Raw genomic sequence first — 18,844 nt, 5'->3', positions numbered from 1 at the left:
TGTCAGGATCACGAGCAAAGCGAGTAATCCTACATTAAAGTGGAGCCCTGCCGGTAGGCAGGTTTTCCAGGATCACGAGCAAAGCGAGTAATCCTGTCTTTGGCAGGATGCCAGCTCACCACCCTCGCCTTCGCGTAGCCGCTATGGCAGAGCAAGGTGGCTCCTCGCTATCAAAGGTCTACCAGACCTTTGATGACCACTCGGCCCTTATTTAGACTACGGAGCATAAAGGGTCACCGAACTAATTTAAATACCAAATGCTACTTACAACAACGGCTATAATTCATTTTGGCTGGCTGCTAACTTTTAAAAGAATCACTACCTGGGATCCTAATAACCGGCCAATAGTTTAGTATAGGTCAGTTTTGCTGGTCATCCTAGGGTGCCGCAGTGCGTTCTAACAAGATTTAGCTCAACAAGCCAGCGGCACAGCAACAGGCACAAAACGACTCATACGCAACATAATTAAAGTCTGGACCGTTATATGTTATTAATAATAAGAATTGAGTATATCTGCTAAATCTAATGTCCAAACAAAGCGAAATAGAAATAACCGACTGCGGAAGGATTGGGATCTATTATTTAAAATTAATATGGAATCATTACCAACGATTAAAGACCAATCAATCCGAAGTATCAAAACTAGAATGGAAATATATCAATGGAGTATTCAATGCCTTAGGAATAGGGACCGAACCTGCGATCAAATATCTTATGCTATCAAATCCCAGTTTTGAGCAGTTTGAAAAATGGATTGAAGAAAATGGCAGAATATCTCAGCCGATTATCAAACAATTTAATGCTGTTGTAAGCGGTAAAAATATCGGTCCAGTGCAATGTGATGAAAAGGTATTTAGCGAATCAGAATTAGCTCAATGGCATGAAGATGGTTATATAATATTAAGAAACGCTATACCCAAGTCCGATTGTGAGAAAACTACAAAATTAATTTACAATACAATTGAGGCCACTAACTCTGACCCTGTTACCTGGTACAAACCACACCCTCTGAAACAAGGGATTATGATACGGTTATTTAACACTTCAATTTTAGACAGAAATAGATTCTCAAAAAAAATTCAAATAGCTTATCAACAATTATGGAATAGGAAAGATTTGTTGGTCACTATGGATAGAGTCAGTTTTAATCCCCCAGAAAATGATTTTTATAAATTCCCAGGCCCTAATCTTCATTGGGATGTTAGCCTAAAAAGGCCTATTCCATTTGGTCTCCAGGGCCTTTTATATTTAACTGATACTGAGGAAAATCAAGGTGCCTTTACTGTGATTCCCGGGTTTCACAGGAACATAGAAAAATGGTTAAACGATTTGGATATAAATGTAAATCCCAGAGACCCTAGCTTGCTGCAAGGTTTTAAGAAAAAACCCATTGCCGCAAAAGCCGGAGACTTTATTATTTGGAATCAATGCCTTCCGCATGGTAGTAGTCCAAATACATCTGACAAACCGAGAATTGTTCAGTATATAAATTATCAGCCGATTGATTTGGAATATCAAATGGATTGGGTTTAGAATTATTTTAAAAATACAGCCAACACTGCATAAAATCAGTTCTAGAAAAGGAAAAATGGAACCAATAAAAATATAAAAGCAAATAACAGATGGCGACAAAGAAAATATTTAAAGACAGAATTCAATTACCTTTTAATTTCAATGTAGAAAGAATGCTTGCAGAAGTGCAGGCTCTTAAGCTGACGGATTACGAATATTATAATGTCATTCCTTTGCGTGCACCAGCTCATCTCGTAGATGCATCATTGCCTTTCCCTCAACCAGCAGGTGATTATGCAGACGGTTCCTGGACCGAATGGATGGATACTCCTGCCTTAGAAAAATCGGCCTATTTAAAAAGCATAATCAATGAATTTAGTCAATACACTAAGGTGAATTTGGTTCGACTGTTGTATTTAGCCCCGAAATCGGTTGTTAAGGAGCATAAAGATCCTACATTAGCATTGGAGGAAGAGAAATCAATGATCCGCCTTACTATTCCAATAGACAATAATGATGGTGTACATTTTTATTTAAATGACACATTAGTACCCATGAAGGTTGGAGAATGCTGGTACTTGCGTTTAAGCGATACTCATCGCGTTATTAATAACGGAACCACCGATCGAATCAATTTAACGATAGATATTATCCCTAACGATAAGATCATCGAAATCATAAGTAATGTTGAGCAGGCATCTTGAATACATTCAATTCAATAGCCAAGGGGAAGACTGATTCATCTGCATTCGGAAAGATGAAAATGCAAAGCTCGAATACTATAAATCATAGAATAAAGTCAGTAGCTAATAAAGACCATAGGTAGCAAGGGGTTTAATATTTAACCGTAAGTACAGGACCATGATTATAGTTACCATCCTTAGCCCGAACTATTAGCATTGGAACCGACCTCTATGATGCAATCAAATTTCATTAAAAATTGTATTGAAATTCATGCAATACTCTAAACTATATCAGCATTTCAATGAACTCATATCATTATCACAAAAGGGGCGCATTGATTTAGAGGAAAGATGATCAGGTATTTACCTTAAATAATAAATGACCTATTAGTAAATTAGAAAGTTATGGCAACACACACCTTATGCAGAAACGACATTTCGGTACAGGGCTGTGAGATTCATTTAGCTTTTTTCTAAGAAACCACCAATTTTAACATCAGGGCATTTCAAGACACTGGGCTGCTTTTTAAACATCACTAGCATTGGATTACGACGAAAGATTACTTAATATAATATCGGAATTCCTCAGATCAATCAAAATTGATGTTATTGATATGGAATTACCCAATGATACATTCCTGCCTGGAATTCAAATAAAAGGAGAAACTATTTTAATAGATAGAGCAAGGTTAAAATATCCTGGAGACCTGTTGCACGAAGCAGGACATATTGCCGTATCTGACATAGGTCTAAGAAAGAAGATCGGGACAACAGAAATTGGAGACAATTGGCCTTCTGACGGAGAAGAAATTGCGGCGATACTTTGGTCTTATGCTGCTGCAATTCACTTAAATTTAGATCTAGACATAGTATTTCATCCGGATGGATATAAAAATGAATCTTCCTGGTTGATAGTGCAATTCACAAATAAAAATTATATAGGATTACCATTATTAGAATGGATGGCTCTATGCAAAAAGGATGAATTTCCCAAAATGAGAAAATGGATGCGATAAGCCGGAATTCATATGAAATCAAAACCAACGAAAACTAAATCAAAGGTCTGGCAGCTCTTTCGTTGAGATTGCCGCTTGCGGACAAATAAAAAGTTAATTAACCTGATTTAAGTTCTTTAGGAAAACACGCCAGCATCTACTCTCTCTTTTCAATTGTAAATTCACCATCCTCAGCAATCATGAGTATATCGCCGCTGAACGGACTTTCAGACCAAAGCGTCCATCCGGATAAACGCTTCTCAAAACGCAATGCTATAGGCGATCCATCTATTTCCTTTGACGCATTGAGCAACTCCCCTACCGCTTCTTCAATATTTTCCTTAGCCTTCAAAAGCTTCCTGTAATACCGGTACATATACCATTTTATTTCTTCATCCCTGGGAATGGCAAAGACCTTCTTATCTGCGCTATCGTCAGAGAAAAACACATATCCCCAATGCTCCGGTTCGTGCATATTAATCACCCATTGTGGAGACCACACCCAGTTATATTCCCGCAAAAATTTGCCATCAGCACCTTTCTTCCTCATATAGCGGCCATCCACTAAATCAAAATCCCAGTTAACCCTGGAAAAATTGATGCGCCAGAACTGATTTACCGGAGGTAATTTAGAACTACCCGCCTCCGTAATGACTGCCCAGGGTATAGCAATTTCTACATTCCATCCCGTATCCTTATCCGAGGAGTCGTTGATTGTCCCCGCTACGCTTACCGCAGATTTTAAGCCCTGGATATCCCAGCTATCAATCACTTTGCCCTGGTTTCTATAAGGTTTGGTCAGGAACAGATCCCAGACCGTATTAAAGGCATTCATCTCAAACTCGTAATAATTATGAGTATCCCCGTCGGGGTCAATGAAAATCTCAAAATCATTATTATAAAAAATTACGGTATCCCTTTGTTTCAGACTGGCCCATACATGGGGTTCGGTCATTTGAGCAAAAAAATACAGGTAGTCCGCATCCCACAACATTTTCATTCTGGTAGGATATTTAGGCTGTATTTTCCCTTCGATATCTATAAACTGCTCACTCCAACTGGCATTCTTCCATGAATTTTCATTGTCATTTCCGTCAATAGCAATGGGCTCAGAGGTTTTATTTGCAATGTATTGCCTGGGTGCCTTCTGGGCACTACCAATATGGCCTGCTATAAAACAAACTCCTATCAAACAACCGAAAAATATTGACGATTTTTTAAACATTGCAGGGGCTAATTTATCAATAACTTTTCTAAAGCTCCCCTGATAGCTGCCGGTATGGAAACCGATTTGTTCTCATTTCTATCTACAAAAACATGTACCAATTCGCCATAGGCACATACCTGATCTTCTCCTTTTTTGAAGATGCCAACGCCATATGTAACAGAACTATTTCCAATTTTTTTTACACATAAACCAGCTTCAATTTTATCGGGATAGGCAATAGGTGACAGGTAACTACAGTTAGAATGGACCACAAACCCAACCACCGGGGCATTATTAATGTCTAATCTGCCCTCTTTAATTAAATATTCATTTGCGGCAGTATCAAAATAAGAATAGTAGGTTACATTGTTTACATGGCCGTAGATGTCATTATCCATCCAGCGTGTAGTAATAGGAACAAAATATCTATAGTCTTTCCGATGTACCAATTTACCCTCTGTCATAATCTTTAATTTCAATTTCAACAACAACTGCCCTTTATATTGACAATATAAGCAGCTTTGAATTGATGGCGCTATTTGTCAAAAACTACTATTTGCCTTAGCGCTTCGCCAGCTGCTAATCTCTCAAAGCCTTCGTTAATATGTTCTAACTTTAGTTTATGAGAAATTAATTTATCCACCTCCAATCTGCCAGAAGTATACAGCTCGATATAAGCAGGTATATCCCTGGAAGGCACACAACTCCCGAGATATGACCCCTTTAAACTTTTCTCTTGCCCTACCAGGGTAACCGGCGATAATTGTAATCTGGCATCGGGATGTGGCAAAGCTGCAGTTACCGTAGTTCCACCCCTCCTGGTTGCATGAAAAGCAAAATCTAATGCTGATATAGCACCTGCAAACTCCACCGAGATATCTACACCTCCATCGGTTAACTCATATAACTGCTCTAATGCCCCCTTATCTGAAGCGTCTATAGCATGATGCGCTCCTAATGCTAAAGCAACCTCCCTTTTTTCCGGAAGTATATCGGCCGCTATAATTTTGGATGCACCGGCGGCTTTGGCCCCCAGGATGGCAGATAACCCAACACCGCCAAGCCCAACTACCAGAATACTATCTCCAAATTTTAGTTGTGCTGTATTCACTACGGCTCCAACTCCCGTTAAAACGGCACAACCAAACAAAGCGGCAATATCAAAAGGGATATTGGGGTCTATCTTTACCAAAGAATCTGCAGAAGATATTGCGTGTTCTGCAAATCCTGAAACCCCTAAATGATGGTGTATATATTCGTTGTTTTTTCGAATGCGTCTATGGCCTCCTAAAAGTGTGCCTTTACCATTGGCGGCAGCCCCAGGCTCACAAAGTGCGGCACGGCCTGTTTTGCAATAAGAGCAACTACCACAGGAAGGTAAAAATGCAAAGACCACATGGTCTCCAATTTTTAATTGCTTAACGCCATCACCCAATGCAATAACCTCCCCAGCTGCTTCATGCCCCAGGGCCATTGGTAGTGGTCTTGGGCGGTTTCCATCAATTACAGATAGATCGGAATGGCATAAACCGGCAGCTTTTATCTTAACCAGCACTTCATTAGATCCGGGTGCATCCAGTTCCACTTCTTCAATTTTAAGTGGTTTTGAAGTAGTGTAAGGTCTCTCTAAATACATCTGGTGTAAAACAGCAGCCCTGGTTTTCATTTATATTTTAATTTAATTACTGAAGTCCTTAAATCGCAAATGGCATTTTAAATTAGCAACGCCTAAAATATTATTCGCCACACTAAGCCTATCTCTAAGTCGGTTAAAGAACCACCACCAAATTGCATTTATCTCTTCGATTAGCTACTAATTTAAGTGTTTTTAAGTATTAATTGTTAGATGTATAGGTTATATCAGGATTAGCCATATTTTAGCCCAAACATAGCTCTTGGTTTATATGATAACTCGTTGAAATTTTAATTTCAAAATACTCTAATGATTTTATAACCAATAATAGTAGGGTAAGGTACCTTTGAATTGTTATAGAGTAAAACACTGAAAATTGAAAATAAATATCAGAATTACCCTATTGCTGGTAGGGATTTCTTCATTATTAATGGCCGTTTTGTGTGAGAAACAAGAACTGGGGCCAGTTTTAGAGCGAAACTCATTTAAAGTAACACTTTCAGAAGGGCCAGTTTTCTTACAGACCGACACCCTCTGGATTAATGGAAAAGTTTCTTCAATGCTGGCTAATAAAACTACCGGAGATTCTATCATGAATTCTAACGACTTCGTCAGAGACATTATTAGCGTGCTGAGATTAAAAACAGCCGATGGAAACAGTAATACCGTTGAAGCCACCAATGAATTTATATTCGTGACACGTCTGGGAAATACCGATTTTCTAGGGGTGTGCCCGGATTCAGAATTAATTGCACAAGCACCGCTTGCCCAAAACGGACAACAATACGAATATCAGATTGGACTTGTTGGAGAAAATTCGGGAGATTTTGTACTCAGTTGGTTAGAACCAGTTACCCTGCAAAACGGTAATCTCAATATCCAAATCCTGGATAAATACCCTGTTAATAATAAAAATAACTACCTGCAGCTAACAAAATGCGGAATAGGATATTCAATTGAGGATGTACGGCAAAGAAAGAGAGAGTTCTTTTTTTCGGTAGAGTAATTTTAACTGGGAAGATGGGCTTTTAATTGTCCGCACAATTTTAACAGGAGAAAATCCTGCAAACAATTATCTTTAATGCCGGGCAGAATATTTCCTCCCAGAAATCCGCACTGATTAACATAGGCAGGTATTAGTGTCTAATTGAGATCAACACATGGCATTTACGATTTTATCCATTTTATTAAGCTTGGTGTTAGTTGGACTGGGAATGATTCATTTTAATTGGGTAGTTGGAGGAAAATTTGGATTTGCAGCAGCGTTACCGACTAACGAAAATGGGGAACGTGTATTGAATCCGAGAAAAATTGATAGTGCTTTAGTTGGAATTGTTTTAACGGCATTCGGAATTTTTTATGTCATAAAATCCGGACTTTTTGAATACCATCTACCTGAATGGATAATGAAATATGGAAGTTGGATAATTCCGATTCTATTCTTATTGAGAGCGGTGGGTGATTTTAAATACATCGGTTTTTCTAAAAGCGTTAAAAAGACGAGATTCGGAATTCTCGACACAAAACTGTTTTCACCTTTGTGTTTAACTATTGGAATATTAGGGATAGTAATTGAAATAATGAAATAGAAGCTGCTTTCTCAATGGCTAAATAAATAAGCCATGGTGGGTCTAAAATCATAAGCCGAACCTTAAATACTACCTGAATGAAAATTGAGCATATTGCCATCTGGACAATGGATTTAGAAAAAATGAAGGCATTTTATCTGAAATTCTTCGAATTAAAATCCAATGAAAAATATTTTAATCCCGATAAAAAATTCAGTTCCTATTTTTTGTCATTTAAAAGTGGTGCCCGTATAGAATTAATGCATAAACCTGATCTTTCTAAATTCATGGAGCAGCCGGACGCTATACTGGGGCTGAGTCATTTTGCAATTTCAGTCGGGTCTAAGGAAAAGGTAGATGCCCTGACCAAAGAGATAGGAGAAAATGGGTATGAAGTTATTGGGGAACCAAGAACCACCGGAGACGGATATTATGAAAGTGTAATCACTGACCCGGAAGGCAACCGCATTGAAATTACAGAGTAAAAACAGTATGCCGTAAAGAATAATTGGGACCTGCAACGTTTGGCTCCATTAAACTAGTTGTAAAAAATATATTTGAAATCGAAAACTTAATACATCATATTAACACCTTTATTCCCGTTTCAAGCGAATTAAAAAACAGACTTAAAAGTATTTGTAAAATTGAGACGTTTCCAAAAGGTCATTTTCTTCACAAACCTGAAAGTACTTGCCTAAATACCTATTTTATCAACAAAGGACTTGTTAGGATTTATTACCTGAAAGACGATAAAGAAATCACCGATAATTTTGCCGCGGAGAATGAATGGATCACCTCAATATACAGCTTCCTTAAAAACATTCCCGACCACTTTCACATTCAGACTTTGGAAACAACAGAACTGGCAGGTATATCCCTAAATGATCTTGAAGAATGCTTTAAAGATTATCCGGAAATGGAACGATTTGGACGAATGTTGATTTCAGCATATTTTCTGGAACAATCTGAACGTATTATTTCTCTTCAGTTCAATTCGGCCAGGGAGCGTTATCAATTCTTTGAACGCACCTCTAAAAACAAGCTTCAAAGAGTTCTTCCTCTTGGCATGTTGGCTTCGCACCTGGGAATGACTCAGGAAACCCTAAGCAGGGTTAGGGCATCCTGATATATTTTTTGATTTATATCAATTTAATTCACGGCTACCTTTTCTACCTTTGACGAAAATCCTGATGAGCAATAAAACATATGGAACAATAGGAATAGCCATCCCAATAATCTTTGGTATTGTCTATTTTATGGTTTCCTCATTACATCCGAATTATTCTATGTTTACCAAAGCTATAAGCGAGCTTGGTGCTGTTGGCGCACCTAATAAATGGATATGGAACAGTTTTGGATACATATTACCCGGAATTTTAATTTCGATATTTGCTTTGGGGCTATATAAAAGTGTAGCTATTGGGAAATCTTACCGACTCCCCTTTTATGGCATTTTTTTCAGCGGAATCTTTATGGTGATGTCCGGGGTATTCCCCGGAGATTTTGACAACCAACAATCATCAACCATGCTCTTACATTCTATCGGGAGTTTTGGTAGTTATTTGTTCTTTTTAATTGGGGCTTTTACCTTTCCAAAACTCATGGATAAAACAAACTATTGGAAAAGCGCAAAACAACCGACACTGATCCTCACATATTTAACCATTCTATTTGGTGGCTGGGTTTTTGTTTTTCCAAATATGCCGGCATTGGGACAAAGATTTGTTTTCTTATTCTACTTCCTATGGATTGGATATACCGCATTTCGGCTTTTTAAAGCCCCGACAGAAAAACCAATAATTACGGGAATTTCAAAAAATAACGATAAATAACTATGAGGATGAAAGCCCCTGCTTTATATTTATTAAGAAATACAAAAGCGCTTCGTTCCTTACTAAATTGAACATCCAGAAATCTCAATCTAATTATGACAAAACAAAAATCCACTTTGATTATAGTAACTGCCGGAGTAATACTCACAACATACTTGATATTTTGCGGTATGATATCGCCCGAAGTTGCATCCAGGGATTTATATGAAAGCCTTAATACGACCGACTTTAAAACATTAGTATGGTCGGATGAATTTAATGGTGAAGGAACTATTGATAAGGAGAAATGGTTTCAACAAACCAAACTTCCCCCCGGTGGCAGTTGGTGGGGTGGCCTGGTACAGCACTATACCAATAGAGAAGGGAATGCTCATTTAAAGGATGGACACCTGAAGCTGGTTGCAAAAAAAGAAGAATTAAATGATCAGGGAGAAACAAAGCAATATACCTCGGCAAGGTTAAATTCTAAATTTGCTTTTACCTACGGACGAGTAGAAGTTAGGGCAAAATTACCGGCAGGGGTTGGCACCTGGCCGGCTATTTGGATGTTGAATAAAAATATTAATGAGGATGGTGCTTACTGGGAGAAGAAGGGATTTGGAGAGGTGAATTGGCCCAATTGCGGAGAGATGGATATCATGGAACATTGGGGGAAAAATCCAAATTATATTTCAAGTGCCGTGCATAACGGTTCAAGTTATGGATATAAGGTGAAAAATCTCGGAGGTCAGAATGTAGACAGTGTTTCTAGTAAGTTCCACGTATACAGCATTGATTGGTCGGCAGAGCAATTAATCTTTAGTGTGGATGGCGTACCTCACTTTAAGTATCAACCGTCTGATAAAAATAGAGATACCTGGCCGTACGACTCGGACTATTATATCCTCCTGAACATAGCTATTGAGTCTGATATTGACCCTGCTTTTGTTGAAAGCGCAATGGAAGTAGATTACATAAGGATTTATCAATAAACTGGCCTGATCGTCAATTATTTTAATAGCGTAGCTGCTAAATAGAATAAATAACCAAAATTAGATCACTTTCTCATGAAGAAGATGTTAATGATATGCTGTTTGCTAATAACAGTGTCATCTGCCGATAAGGTTAAATTAAAAGATGCATTAAATAACAGCGATATAACTTAAGATTAAATGTCCGAAATTCTTCAAACCCAAAGACTGTTGCTGCGACAATTTAACCTTCAGGATGCTGACTTTATACTTCAATTGCTCAACACCCCAAATTGGCTCAAATTCATTGGTGATAAAGGGGTAAGAACCCGGGAAGATGCCATTGAATATTTGGAAAACGGACCCATAAAAAGTTATAATGAAAATGGCTTTGGCCTTTGGATGGTGGCGCTAAAAGAGACAGATACTCCTATTGGTATGTGTGGTTTAGTAAATAGAGAATCATTGCAGGATATCGACATAGGATTTGCATTCCTGCCAGAGTTCATGCAACTGGGATATGGTTATGAAATTGCCTCAGCCACTTTGAAATATGGCAAGGAGGTCCTGGATCTCGGTAAAATTGTAGCAATAACCGATCCTAAAAATATCGCCTCCATAAAACTTTTAACCAAAATTGGCCTGTCATTTGAAAAGACTTTAGCGCTATCTGATACAGATAGTGTTCTTGTATTTACTCCTTAATACTCAGCTATAAGTATTCTAAGAAATAAAAAAGCCTGCATTGCCGCAGGCTTTCATCCTACTATTAAGGAACATCCGGGGGTTTAGCTTAGCTGTTTGAAGGTTTATTCCCTTAAATTTTTATCCTTTCTCCCATCATTATAAAGGCCCTGAAGAGCCACCACTTTCCCTGCCTCTTTAAGTAGCTGAATTCTGAAATAGGGAATCTCCTTAATCATAAATTTGTCTTTCGTCATAGGTACTAAGAGATATTCATTACCGCCATCACGCTGATAATATAGCCTTCCATCCTTAAGTTCTATTTTTCGCGGGCCATAATTTCCAACATAAGATGCTAATACCTCTTCATCCAGGTTAAACTTTGCCTTATTGGCTTTAAATCCTTCCAGGGCCCATTCTATATGAAAGTTATCCTGCCCTTTCCTTTTTTTCAGAATAGATTCCAATGCGGTCATCTTGGCCACATCAAGTGCTTTATTAGCAGCAACCTTGATATGGGGCTCCACTCCTACACCTTCCCAGTTGGTATTACTTATAGGATTAATGGCCCTTCCAGTAGGCACCCAAATGGTAAACCTATCTGTTGCTAGTCGCGTGCCTCCGGGGTGAGCTCCTCCGCCAGTAGTTTCTCCAATCAGAGTGGCTCTCTCGAGATTTCTGAGGTTATAACTGAACTCCTCAGCTGCTGAAAAAGTACTCTTACTGGTCAACACATATACATCAATATCAGGTCTTCTTTTCCCTGGAACGTAAGGTAATGTCCAGGTTTGTGTATGGGAATCACTTGGCCTGTAATAGAAATTATTTAAGTGCACCCTGTTGGGGCCATAGAGATAACTTGTAATCAGTTGTATCATTGAAGGGCTTCCTCCTCCGTTCTGGCGCAGATCAATGATGAGGGCATCCGCATTAGACAACAAGTTCATGGCTGCATGTGCAGTGGCACCTGCTTCCTCATCTACATTAAAAAACCCTGTCAGATTCAGATAACCCACGTTACCTTCCAGAATTCGCACTTCTTTAAATCCGTAATTATTGGCCCTGTTGTTGGCCAGTTGCCTTTCTGCAAAGGCTATACTGTCCTGGGCAGATTGGGAGGCATCTCTTCTGCGGGCAATTCCCACCGGATCAAAACCTACCCTTAAATGAAGGTCTTTGCTGACAGATTGAACATCTCGGGTAAGTACTTCGGCAAATTGCTGAGGACTTTTTATCTTTTTATATTCTCCTTTCTCCAATTTGGACCTTAACAGATTGTTCATTTTTGTAGCTACCTCAGGAAAAATATAATTGGCGTTTAGTATGGAAGTAACAGAATCTATTACCAGTTCTTTCTCATCACCATTAATTTTATCCGGATCAGATTGTGCACGGGATGAGATGAGTATCCCGCACAACAATACAACCAATCCTAATTGCAATCTTTTCATGTTTTATTCGCTTTTTGATGTTATACTTTAGTACAGTTTTTAGTGATTTTCTGCAATGTTTTTCTGAGGGTGCTAATTTCTTCCTTGCTTAAACCCTCCAGGGCAATTTCCCTATTTTGCCATATAACCGGCATTAATTCTTCTTTCGTCTTTTTCCCCAGCGGTGTTAATTCTAAACCAAATCTCCTACGATCCTGAGAATGTACAGACCTTTCCAAAAAACCTTTTTTTACCAGGAGGTTAATCATCCTGGTTATGGAAGCATGATCTTTAAAAACATATTCCGCAATTTCCCTTTGCGTAATGTTGGGGTTATCGTGAATTGTTTTAAGTATCAGCCACTGATCTATAGTAATGTTATTATTTACCTTATTAATATTGTGCTGTGCAAATTGCCGGTACGATTTTATAGACTTTTCTACCACATAGAAAAGCACATGCTCTAATCTTGATACCGTATTAGTCTCATTCATTGATGCAAATATAGTTGATATATCAATTATCTAAAAAAAGAGGCACCTAAAAACAGCATGTTTATCAAAACATTAACACAAATCGCGACAGACACTGTGGTAATAAGGACGCTATTAAGGAAGAGAAAACGAGGATGCTGCTTTTAAGATCTGTTAGCGTCAGGTAGAAGTACCTCAGACAATATGCTTAGTGATCTTTGAACTCATCGGTGTGGTTAAAGAATAATAGACATCTATCAATCTGCCATCCGGGCCTACCAAATATTTTTGAAAGTTCCACTTCACAGAACTTGTAAACTTTCCATTTTCATTCTTATTTGTAAGCCACGTATACAAGGGATGCTGATTTTCTCCTTTTACCTTTAACTTCTCTGTCATTAAAAAGCTTACGCCGTAGTTACGCTCACAAAAAGCACCTATTTGCTCTTGGGACCCAGGTTCCTGGCCCCCAAACTGGTTAGACGGCACTCCAATAACCATGAGCTGCTGTTTGAATTTCTGGAAAAGTTTTTCCAGATCCCTATACTGATTAGTAAAACCGCATTTGGAAGCGACATTTACAATCAGGAGATATTTGCCTTTGAAGTCCGATAAATCTATAGGAGAATTATCAAGGGCGTTGATCTTGATATTATATATTTGGGATTTTGACATTAATTCACCTGCCAGATTTGGCAATATTTCTTTTTCCCCCTTTTTGCTTAATGACTTCAGAAATTTCAAAACTGCTGTTTTAATTACTTATATAGTTATATAATTCCTGAATTTTTTCCGGATTATTAAAGGCGCCCCCATAGAACGAAGTCACTGTTGCAGAGGTGTTATCCTTAACCCCTCTGGAAGAAACACATAAATGCTTGGCATCAATTATAACGGCCACGTCCTCTGTCCCCAATATAGATTGCAACTCTAGCGCTATCTGGTTGGTTAATCTTTCTTGTACTTGTGGTCTCTTGGCAAAATACTGAACAATTCTATTAAGTTTAGAAAGTCCGATAACTTTCCCCGAAGAGATATAGGCAACATGGGCCTTGCCAATTATAGGAACAAAATGGTGCTCGCAATTAGAATAAAAGGTGATGTCTTTCTCTACCAACATTTGGTTGTACCGATACTTGTTATCAAAAAGAGCAATTTTGGGTTTATTTTTTGGGTTTAAGCCCGAAAAGATTTCGTCTATATACATTTTAGCCACTCGATTAGGGGTGCCTCTCAGAGAGTCGTCGTTTAAATCCAGCCCCATTACATCCATTATTTGAGCAAACAACAGGGAGATGCTCTCCTTTTTCTCTTCATCAGACAATTCGAAGGCATTATCCTTCATAGGGGTCTCAACTCCAGTAAAAAGGTGATCATCACCAATCTCCTCATGTGTAAAACCGTTTAATAGTTCCTTTGAATCAATAAAATTATCCAATAATATATCCTGGTCTTGCATAAAGTGTATTTTAAAGTTCTGATCTCCCTTTTTATAAAGTTGTACCACAATAGCGTATTTGCACACTGTCCGAACTCTAATGTGAGATCGTATAAAACTACTAATTTGTTTAAACTATTTTGTTAATATTTAAACAAAATTTACTTTAGGCGACATTATTTCATCTTTTTATAGCTTAGAACCAGCTTGCAAACCAATTGTATAATAAGCACTAAACCATGTTGGCACCGCTTATAATAGCACCTGACCTCTGTATGTCTCCCAAAACCAATAATCATTTATTGATATTAATTATACTAAAACTGTTTTGAGAACTGCCCCCCTCTTACTAAATAATGCTTTCAATTGTTCTCCAAATTCACTATCATTGGTAAAAAAAGTGCTGAGCATGAAATCTTTACAAAAATTTTCACTTTCCCTAATTACGCTGGTCTTATTCTTGTCCTGCTCTTCAGATGACACTCCCGCTGGAAGTAATGATAAAGATGCCATTATAGGTACGTGGAACCTTGTAGAATTAAATATATCGCCAGATCAGGATATTGATAATGATGGCACGGCCAATAGTAATATATTAACAGAATTAAACTGTGTTTCCGGGACTTTGACCTTCAGAGAAGACAATACCTGGAGTTTAGCTTTTAATGGTGTTAACATTACCGCTATTACCGGAGGTTTATTTGATATTAGATGCGCCAATTTTACGAGTACCGGAAACGGAACCTGGCAACTGCAAAACAATCAATTAACTTTATTTCAGGGCTTTACTACAATTTTTTATACCCTGAACGACAACAGATTAACGAACATCATAGGCGAAGACCTGCCCGATTTTAGCAGCGAAGTTTATGAAAAGCAATAAATACGTTTTTTGCATCTAAAATTCCTTTAATTTTGAATTAGTTCCCCTGTTTATCTAATTAAAACTAAATAAATGGATATTCTACTCCAACCCTGGCCCTGGTATGTCTCCGGACCCTTGTTTTCGGTAGTCATGCTTTTATTGGTTTATTTTGGCAAGACCTTTGGAATGTCTTCTAATCTTCGTACCCTGTGCAGTATTGCCGGCGGTGCCAAATATGCTGATTTCTTTAAATTTGATTGGAAAGCACAACGATGGAATCTCACCGTGGTACTTGGTGCAATTATAGGAGGATATATTGCTGTTACATTTTTATCCGATGGCAGCACAATGAATTTAAACGAACAAACAATTACCGATCTGGAAGCCTTTGGGTTTAGTGGCATCGGAGATAACTTACTCCCCGACGAAATTTATAGCTGGGAAGCTGTATTATCTGCTAAAGGAATGGTAATTATAATTATTGCAGGATTTCTAGTTGGCTTTGGTACGCGTTACGCCGGAGGTTGCACCTCAGGGCACGCAATTACCGGGCTTAGTAATCTGCAACTACCTTCATTACTTGCCGTATTTGGCTTTTTTATTGGAGGATTGGTTATGACCCATTTACTACTACCCTTAATATTCAGATGATGAAGTTTATTAAATTCTTATTGGTAGGGATCTTCTTCGGAATAGTTTTGGTTAAATCCGAAGCGGTTTCCTGGTATCGCATTTTTGAAATGTTTAAGTTTCAGGCCTTTCACATGTACGGTATTATCGGGTCTGCCGTATTGTTGGGAATTGGTTTTATTTGGACCCTTAAAAGGGCTAATATAAAAAGTATTGAAGGGGAACCCATTCACCTTCCACCCAAACAAAAAAGTTTCGCAAGATATATTCTGGGAGGCAGTATATTTGGGCTGGGTTGGGCCCTGGCAGGTGCATGCCCCGGACCCATGTATGTGTTACTAGGCACAGGGGTTTTCAGCATGATCATTGTAATCGCAGCCGCCGTTTTGGGGACATTCGTTTACGGACTCGTTAAAAACCGTTTACCTCATTAGGAGCTACCAAAAAGTAGTACGCATCTACTAGAACTTCAGCTTTTCATCCTTGTCCCAAAGGCCCCAATAGGCCCCCACATCTCCTTCGGCACCAACTTTCCAGGATTCATCAAACGATGAAAAGTAAAAGATGTCAATATCTTCTTCCGCAGACCATTTTTGTGTGTTGATGAAATATTTTAGTGCATTTTCGTAAGACGGGAAGGCACCGTCCAAACTTGTACCCTGACTTGGCCATCCGGTTTCTGAAATAAGTACCTTCTTGCCATTTCCTGCACGCAATGCCTTATGGTACATATCTTTCATGTACAACAGGGAATAATCCAAATCGCAGCCCTCCCAAAATGGATAGCAATTAGCCGATATAATATCGCAAGCCTCTGTAATTCTGGGCCGTTCTGTAAACTCGTAATAGGCATCTACGTAACTAACAGGAACATCCGGAATTGCCTCTTTTACCTGATAAATAAAATCTAAGAGTTCGTCTTCGGTCAAATCGCCCCTGTACATCACTTCATTACCAACAGCAGCAATATCTACAACCCCCTCTTTTGCAAGTTCTATTAGATTGGCAATTTCTCTTTTATTGATCTCTGGATCGTCTCCCAACCAGGCGCCTACCAGGGTTTTGATACCGTATTCTTTGGCAATCCTTGGGATGGCCTCATTACCATCTGTACATGAAAACGATCTGATCCACTTGGTATAAGGTTTAATGATTTCCATTCTCCTGCGAATCTGCGCTTCAGAAATCTGGCCACCTGGTTCTTGTCCTTCTTCATACGGACTAAAACACAAGCCATGCATTCCATCTTCCAGCACTTCACGGCAAAGTGCTTGCAATTCCTTTTTGGTCTTCCCTGCATAGTCCAGGGCAGAAAGTGCCAGATGTTTTTCCCTTCTATATGACATTATAAGTTCTTATTTTATTAATTTATAATTCTCCTCTTCGTTTTACCAATTCCTCTTTTATTTCCTTAGCTCGTTTTTCCGATAATGAGTACTTCCACATCACCCAAATAGCCAGGGAAGCCGTAGCAGACGGAATAATAATATCTGCTATTCTAAGCCTGTTCATGGTTTCCAAAGTTTGCTCGGTAACGTTTGGATCAAACCCGACGATCTTTAGAATTAATCCTCCTAAAACCAGTGCGATTGCCTGACCTAATTTAACCATCCACCAATATATAGCGCCAAAAGTACCTTCTTTTCTTGGCATTCCATTCTCTAATTCATCTAAATCACATACATCGGCAGTCATAGACATCATCAAAGTAAATAATCCTCCCATTCCAAAGGCAAATAGTGGAATTGGTAGAAAAATCAGCCATGGTATTTCACTTCCCGGATCTATAGAAAACCAGGACATACCAATATTGTCAAGAACAGGGTTTAAAGATTCGAAGAGCGACCCAATAGCTGAGTTCATTCCTTTACCCATACTTGTTTGGTTAAACTGGCTATTGAGTTCTTTATCAAAGCCCCACCATTTTAAAAGATATCCTATTACCGATAATGCTGTAGAAATAATAAAGGCTTTTCTTTTTCCCCATTTATCTGCCATCTTGGAAATTATCGGAATCACTAAAAATGCGGTAAGCATTGCATTGATAGTATTGAACCATGCGGGCCAGGTACCTGCCATCTCATAGCTCCCATTGTACATATAGAATACTATAATGAATACACCAAAAGCTGCTACAAGCTGAAACCCGTTAAAAACTAAAAACGTTGCCCCACATAATTTCATAAAGGGCTTGTTTTTAGATACCTGAACAATTCCCTTAAACAGTTCTTTCATATTAGAAGCAAGGGTTTTGAAATTGATTTCTTTACGGCCCTCCATAAGGGTAGCATCTATACCCTTACAAAATAATGCGGGTAGAATTCCGAACACCACACACATTGCTCCAACAATTAGTGCCATGGTACGCACCCCTTCTGTTTGTGTATTAAAGGTATTGGAGTCTGGAATAATAACGTATAACCAAGGCACAATCATCCAGGCAATTTGTCCCATACTATTTGCAAAGCTCATCAACCTTGTTCTTTCATTATAATCTGAGGTCATCTCATAACCAAGCCCAACCAATGGAGTAGCGAACATGGTATTACCTACCAGGAACAGGATTTGGATAATCATTACGTGCCATATAATATAAGTCTGTGAGGCATTGTCATCTAACTGCCACATTAGGAAAAATAGAATACCACTTATAACCGCTCCCAAGAAAATGTAGGGCCTTCTTCGACCGTATTTAGATTTTGTGTTGTCTGAAATGAAACCCATTATCGGGTCTGTAACAGCGTCAAATATTCTGGGTAAGCCTCCCAGAAGCCCTGCCCATAAAGGATCTACCCCCCAAGCGGTCAGTAAAAAGAACTGAATAAAAACACCAAGAGTTCCCGGCAAAATGTTCAGAATAAAATGGCCCGCGCCAAAGGCGGCTTTTTGCCCAATAGGGACTTTGTCTTTCGAAAGTGTTTTTACTTGACTCATAATTATTTGT

At 38.6% G+C, this 18,844-nt stretch carries 22 protein-coding genes; 13 read left to right on the top strand and 9 right to left on the bottom strand.

The window, feature by feature from the left end:
- Window positions 1–525: 525 nt before the first annotated feature.
- From J1G40_RS16710 to J1G40_RS16700, 3 genes are all read left to right on the top strand, one after another.
- On the top strand, window positions 526–1,533 hold the full coding sequence (locus J1G40_RS16710) for a phytanoyl-CoA dioxygenase family protein (protein WP_265243802.1): 1,008 nt from the start codon (window positions 526–528) through the stop codon (window positions 1,531–1,533).
- An 89-nt stretch (window positions 1,534–1,622) separates the two neighbouring features.
- Entirely contained in the window at window positions 1,623–2,216 is a 594-nt protein-coding gene (locus J1G40_RS16705) for an aspartyl/asparaginyl beta-hydroxylase domain-containing protein (protein ID WP_265243801.1), read from the top strand.
- Window positions 2,217–2,737: 521 nt separating this feature from the next.
- Window positions 2,738–3,211 carry a hypothetical protein gene (locus tag J1G40_RS16700; protein WP_265243800.1) on the top strand — a complete coding sequence of 158 codons (474 nt, stop codon included), beginning with the start codon at window positions 2,738–2,740 and terminating at the stop codon, window positions 3,209–3,211.
- Window positions 3,212–3,347: 136 nt separating this feature from the next.
- Here the strand turns inward: J1G40_RS16700 and J1G40_RS16695 are convergent, their stop codons facing one another.
- The 3 genes from J1G40_RS16695 to J1G40_RS16685 all read right to left on the bottom strand — a co-directional run bounded on the left by J1G40_RS16695 (window position 3,348) and on the right by J1G40_RS16685 (window position 6,063).
- Window positions 3,348–4,415, bottom strand: coding sequence for a carbohydrate-binding family 9-like protein (locus J1G40_RS16695; RefSeq protein ID WP_265243799.1), 1,068 nt, complete (start codon window positions 4,413–4,415; stop codon window positions 3,348–3,350).
- A gap of 8 nt (window positions 4,416–4,423) precedes the next feature.
- Window positions 4,424–4,861, bottom strand: a complete 438-nt coding sequence (locus J1G40_RS16690; RefSeq protein ID WP_265243798.1) for an acyl-CoA thioesterase — start codon at window positions 4,859–4,861, stop codon at window positions 4,424–4,426.
- A gap of 71 nt (window positions 4,862–4,932) precedes the next feature.
- A complete protein-coding gene (locus J1G40_RS16685; protein WP_265243797.1) occupies window positions 4,933–6,063 on the bottom strand; it encodes a zinc-dependent alcohol dehydrogenase family protein in 1,131 nt (376 codons plus the stop codon).
- Window positions 6,064–6,406: 343 nt separating this feature from the next.
- Between J1G40_RS16685 and J1G40_RS16680 the strand changes: the two genes are divergently transcribed.
- The 7 genes from J1G40_RS16680 to J1G40_RS16650 all read left to right on the top strand — a co-directional run bounded on the left by J1G40_RS16680 (window position 6,407) and on the right by J1G40_RS16650 (window position 11,085).
- A complete protein-coding gene (locus J1G40_RS16680) occupies window positions 6,407–7,036 on the top strand; it encodes a hypothetical protein (protein WP_265243796.1) in 630 nt (209 codons plus the stop codon).
- A 154-nt stretch (window positions 7,037–7,190) separates the two neighbouring features.
- Window positions 7,191–7,619: a DUF3995 domain-containing protein gene (locus tag J1G40_RS16675; protein ID WP_265243795.1), complete on the top strand. Its 429-nt coding sequence runs from the start codon at window positions 7,191–7,193 to the stop codon at window positions 7,617–7,619.
- Window positions 7,620–7,696: 77 nt separating this feature from the next.
- Entirely contained in the window at window positions 7,697–8,083 is a 387-nt protein-coding gene (locus J1G40_RS16670) for a VOC family protein (RefSeq protein ID WP_265243794.1), read from the top strand.
- A 23-nt stretch (window positions 8,084–8,106) separates the two neighbouring features.
- Entirely contained in the window at window positions 8,107–8,724 is a 618-nt protein-coding gene (locus tag J1G40_RS16665; RefSeq protein WP_265243793.1) for a Crp/Fnr family transcriptional regulator, read from the top strand.
- Between the two features lie 64 nt (window positions 8,725–8,788).
- Window positions 8,789–9,430, top strand: a complete 642-nt coding sequence (locus J1G40_RS16660; protein WP_265243792.1) for a DUF998 domain-containing protein — start codon at window positions 8,789–8,791, stop codon at window positions 9,428–9,430.
- Window positions 9,431–9,525: 95 nt separating this feature from the next.
- Window positions 9,526–10,401 (top strand): glycoside hydrolase family 16 protein, encoded by an 876-nt coding sequence (locus J1G40_RS16655; RefSeq protein ID WP_265243791.1) that lies wholly within the window; start codon window positions 9,526–9,528, stop codon window positions 10,399–10,401.
- Window positions 10,402–10,581: 180 nt separating this feature from the next.
- Window positions 10,582–11,085, top strand: a complete 504-nt coding sequence (locus J1G40_RS16650) for a GNAT family N-acetyltransferase (protein ID WP_265243790.1) — start codon at window positions 10,582–10,584, stop codon at window positions 11,083–11,085.
- A 104-nt stretch (window positions 11,086–11,189) separates the two neighbouring features.
- Here the strand turns inward: J1G40_RS16650 and J1G40_RS16645 are convergent, their stop codons facing one another.
- The 4 genes from J1G40_RS16645 to folE form a co-directional block, all read right to left on the bottom strand.
- Window positions 11,190–12,515 carry a S41 family peptidase gene (locus J1G40_RS16645; protein WP_265243789.1) on the bottom strand — a complete coding sequence of 442 codons (1,326 nt, stop codon included), beginning with the start codon at window positions 12,513–12,515 and terminating at the stop codon, window positions 11,190–11,192.
- 20 nt (window positions 12,516–12,535) lie between these two features.
- Window positions 12,536–12,988 (bottom strand): MarR family winged helix-turn-helix transcriptional regulator, encoded by a 453-nt coding sequence (locus J1G40_RS16640; protein ID WP_265243788.1) that lies wholly within the window; start codon window positions 12,986–12,988, stop codon window positions 12,536–12,538.
- 174 nt (window positions 12,989–13,162) lie between these two features.
- A complete protein-coding gene (locus J1G40_RS16635) occupies window positions 13,163–13,642 on the bottom strand; it encodes a glutathione peroxidase (protein ID WP_265243805.1) in 480 nt (159 codons plus the stop codon).
- Window positions 13,643–13,721: 79 nt separating this feature from the next.
- Window positions 13,722–14,426: a GTP cyclohydrolase I FolE gene (gene folE / locus J1G40_RS16630; RefSeq protein ID WP_265243804.1), complete on the bottom strand. Its 705-nt coding sequence runs from the start codon at window positions 14,424–14,426 to the stop codon at window positions 13,722–13,724.
- A 388-nt stretch (window positions 14,427–14,814) separates the two neighbouring features.
- Here folE and J1G40_RS16625 point away from each other — a divergent pair, with 388 nt between their 5' ends.
- The 3 genes from J1G40_RS16625 to J1G40_RS16615 all read left to right on the top strand — a co-directional run bounded on the left by J1G40_RS16625 (window position 14,815) and on the right by J1G40_RS16615 (window position 16,334).
- Window positions 14,815–15,288: a DUF5004 domain-containing protein gene (locus tag J1G40_RS16625; protein ID WP_265243787.1), complete on the top strand. Its 474-nt coding sequence runs from the start codon at window positions 14,815–14,817 to the stop codon at window positions 15,286–15,288.
- A gap of 72 nt (window positions 15,289–15,360) precedes the next feature.
- Window positions 15,361–15,921 carry a YeeE/YedE family protein gene (locus tag J1G40_RS16620; RefSeq protein ID WP_265243786.1) on the top strand — a complete coding sequence of 187 codons (561 nt, stop codon included), beginning with the start codon at window positions 15,361–15,363 and terminating at the stop codon, window positions 15,919–15,921.
- Window positions 15,921–16,334 (top strand): YeeE/YedE family protein, encoded by a 414-nt coding sequence (locus tag J1G40_RS16615; RefSeq protein WP_265243803.1) that lies wholly within the window; start codon window positions 15,921–15,923, stop codon window positions 16,332–16,334. The genes J1G40_RS16620 and J1G40_RS16615 overlap by 1 nt, the downstream gene beginning before the upstream one ends.
- Window positions 16,335–16,361: 27 nt before the next feature.
- Here the strand turns inward: J1G40_RS16615 and J1G40_RS16610 are convergent, their stop codons facing one another.
- Both J1G40_RS16610 and J1G40_RS16605 read right to left on the bottom strand, forming a co-directional pair.
- A complete protein-coding gene (locus tag J1G40_RS16610) occupies window positions 16,362–17,246 on the bottom strand; it encodes a glycosyl hydrolase family 17 protein (RefSeq protein WP_265243785.1) in 885 nt (294 codons plus the stop codon).
- Between the two features lie 22 nt (window positions 17,247–17,268).
- Window positions 17,269–18,834 (bottom strand): MFS transporter, encoded by a 1,566-nt coding sequence (locus tag J1G40_RS16605; RefSeq protein ID WP_265243784.1) that lies wholly within the window; start codon window positions 18,832–18,834, stop codon window positions 17,269–17,271.
- Between the last annotated feature and the right edge of the window lie 10 nt (window positions 18,835–18,844).

The organism is Muriicola sp. Z0-33, from assembly GCF_026126425.1.
Taxonomy (GTDB): Bacteria; Bacteroidota; Bacteroidia; order Flavobacteriales; family Flavobacteriaceae; genus JAFMPW01.
The sequence above is the reverse complement of the archived record's forward strand: the minus strand, read 5'-3'. Positions and strand labels throughout refer to the sequence as shown.

What these genes read in the sequence shown, in the direction of transcription:
- J1G40_RS16710 (WP_265243802.1), top strand. Translation starts at nt 526, where the DNA reads ATGTCCAAACAAAGCGAAATAGAAATAACCGACTGCGGAAGGATTGGG.
- J1G40_RS16625 (WP_265243787.1), top strand. Translation starts at nt 14,815, where the DNA reads ATGAAATCTTTACAAAAATTTTCACTTTCCCTAATTACGCTGGTCTTA.
- J1G40_RS16650 (WP_265243790.1), top strand. Translation starts at nt 10,582, where the DNA reads ATGTCCGAAATTCTTCAAACCCAAAGACTGTTGCTGCGACAATTTAAC.
- J1G40_RS16655 (WP_265243791.1), top strand. Translation starts at nt 9,526, where the DNA reads ATGACAAAACAAAAATCCACTTTGATTATAGTAACTGCCGGAGTAATA.
- J1G40_RS16660 (WP_265243792.1), top strand. Translation starts at nt 8,789, where the DNA reads ATGAGCAATAAAACATATGGAACAATAGGAATAGCCATCCCAATAATC.
- J1G40_RS16685 (WP_265243797.1), bottom strand. Translation starts at nt 6,063, where the DNA reads ATGAAAACCAGGGCTGCTGTTTTACACCAGATGTATTTAGAGAGACCT.
- J1G40_RS16705 (WP_265243801.1), top strand. Translation starts at nt 1,623, where the DNA reads ATGGCGACAAAGAAAATATTTAAAGACAGAATTCAATTACCTTTTAAT.
- J1G40_RS16690 (WP_265243798.1), bottom strand. Translation starts at nt 4,861, where the DNA reads ATGACAGAGGGTAAATTGGTACATCGGAAAGACTATAGATATTTTGTT.
- J1G40_RS16675 (WP_265243795.1), top strand. Translation starts at nt 7,191, where the DNA reads ATGGCATTTACGATTTTATCCATTTTATTAAGCTTGGTGTTAGTTGGA.
- J1G40_RS16640 (WP_265243788.1), bottom strand. Translation starts at nt 12,988, where the DNA reads ATGAATGAGACTAATACGGTATCAAGATTAGAGCATGTGCTTTTCTAT.
- J1G40_RS16695 (WP_265243799.1), bottom strand. Translation starts at nt 4,415, where the DNA reads ATGTTTAAAAAATCGTCAATATTTTTCGGTTGTTTGATAGGAGTTTGT.
- J1G40_RS16610 (WP_265243785.1), bottom strand. Translation starts at nt 17,246, where the DNA reads ATGTCATATAGAAGGGAAAAACATCTGGCACTTTCTGCCCTGGACTAT.
- J1G40_RS16635 (WP_265243805.1), bottom strand. Translation starts at nt 13,642, where the DNA reads ATGTCAAAATCCCAAATATATAATATCAAGATCAACGCCCTTGATAAT.
- J1G40_RS16605 (WP_265243784.1), bottom strand. Translation starts at nt 18,834, where the DNA reads ATGAGTCAAGTAAAAACACTTTCGAAAGACAAAGTCCCTATTGGGCAA.
- J1G40_RS16615 (WP_265243803.1), top strand. Translation starts at nt 15,921, where the DNA reads ATGAAGTTTATTAAATTCTTATTGGTAGGGATCTTCTTCGGAATAGTT.
- folE (WP_265243804.1), bottom strand. Translation starts at nt 14,426, where the DNA reads ATGCAAGACCAGGATATATTATTGGATAATTTTATTGATTCAAAGGAA.
- J1G40_RS16645 (WP_265243789.1), bottom strand. Translation starts at nt 12,515, where the DNA reads ATGAAAAGATTGCAATTAGGATTGGTTGTATTGTTGTGCGGGATACTC.
- J1G40_RS16620 (WP_265243786.1), top strand. Translation starts at nt 15,361, where the DNA reads ATGGATATTCTACTCCAACCCTGGCCCTGGTATGTCTCCGGACCCTTG.
- J1G40_RS16670 (WP_265243794.1), top strand. Translation starts at nt 7,697, where the DNA reads ATGAAAATTGAGCATATTGCCATCTGGACAATGGATTTAGAAAAAATG.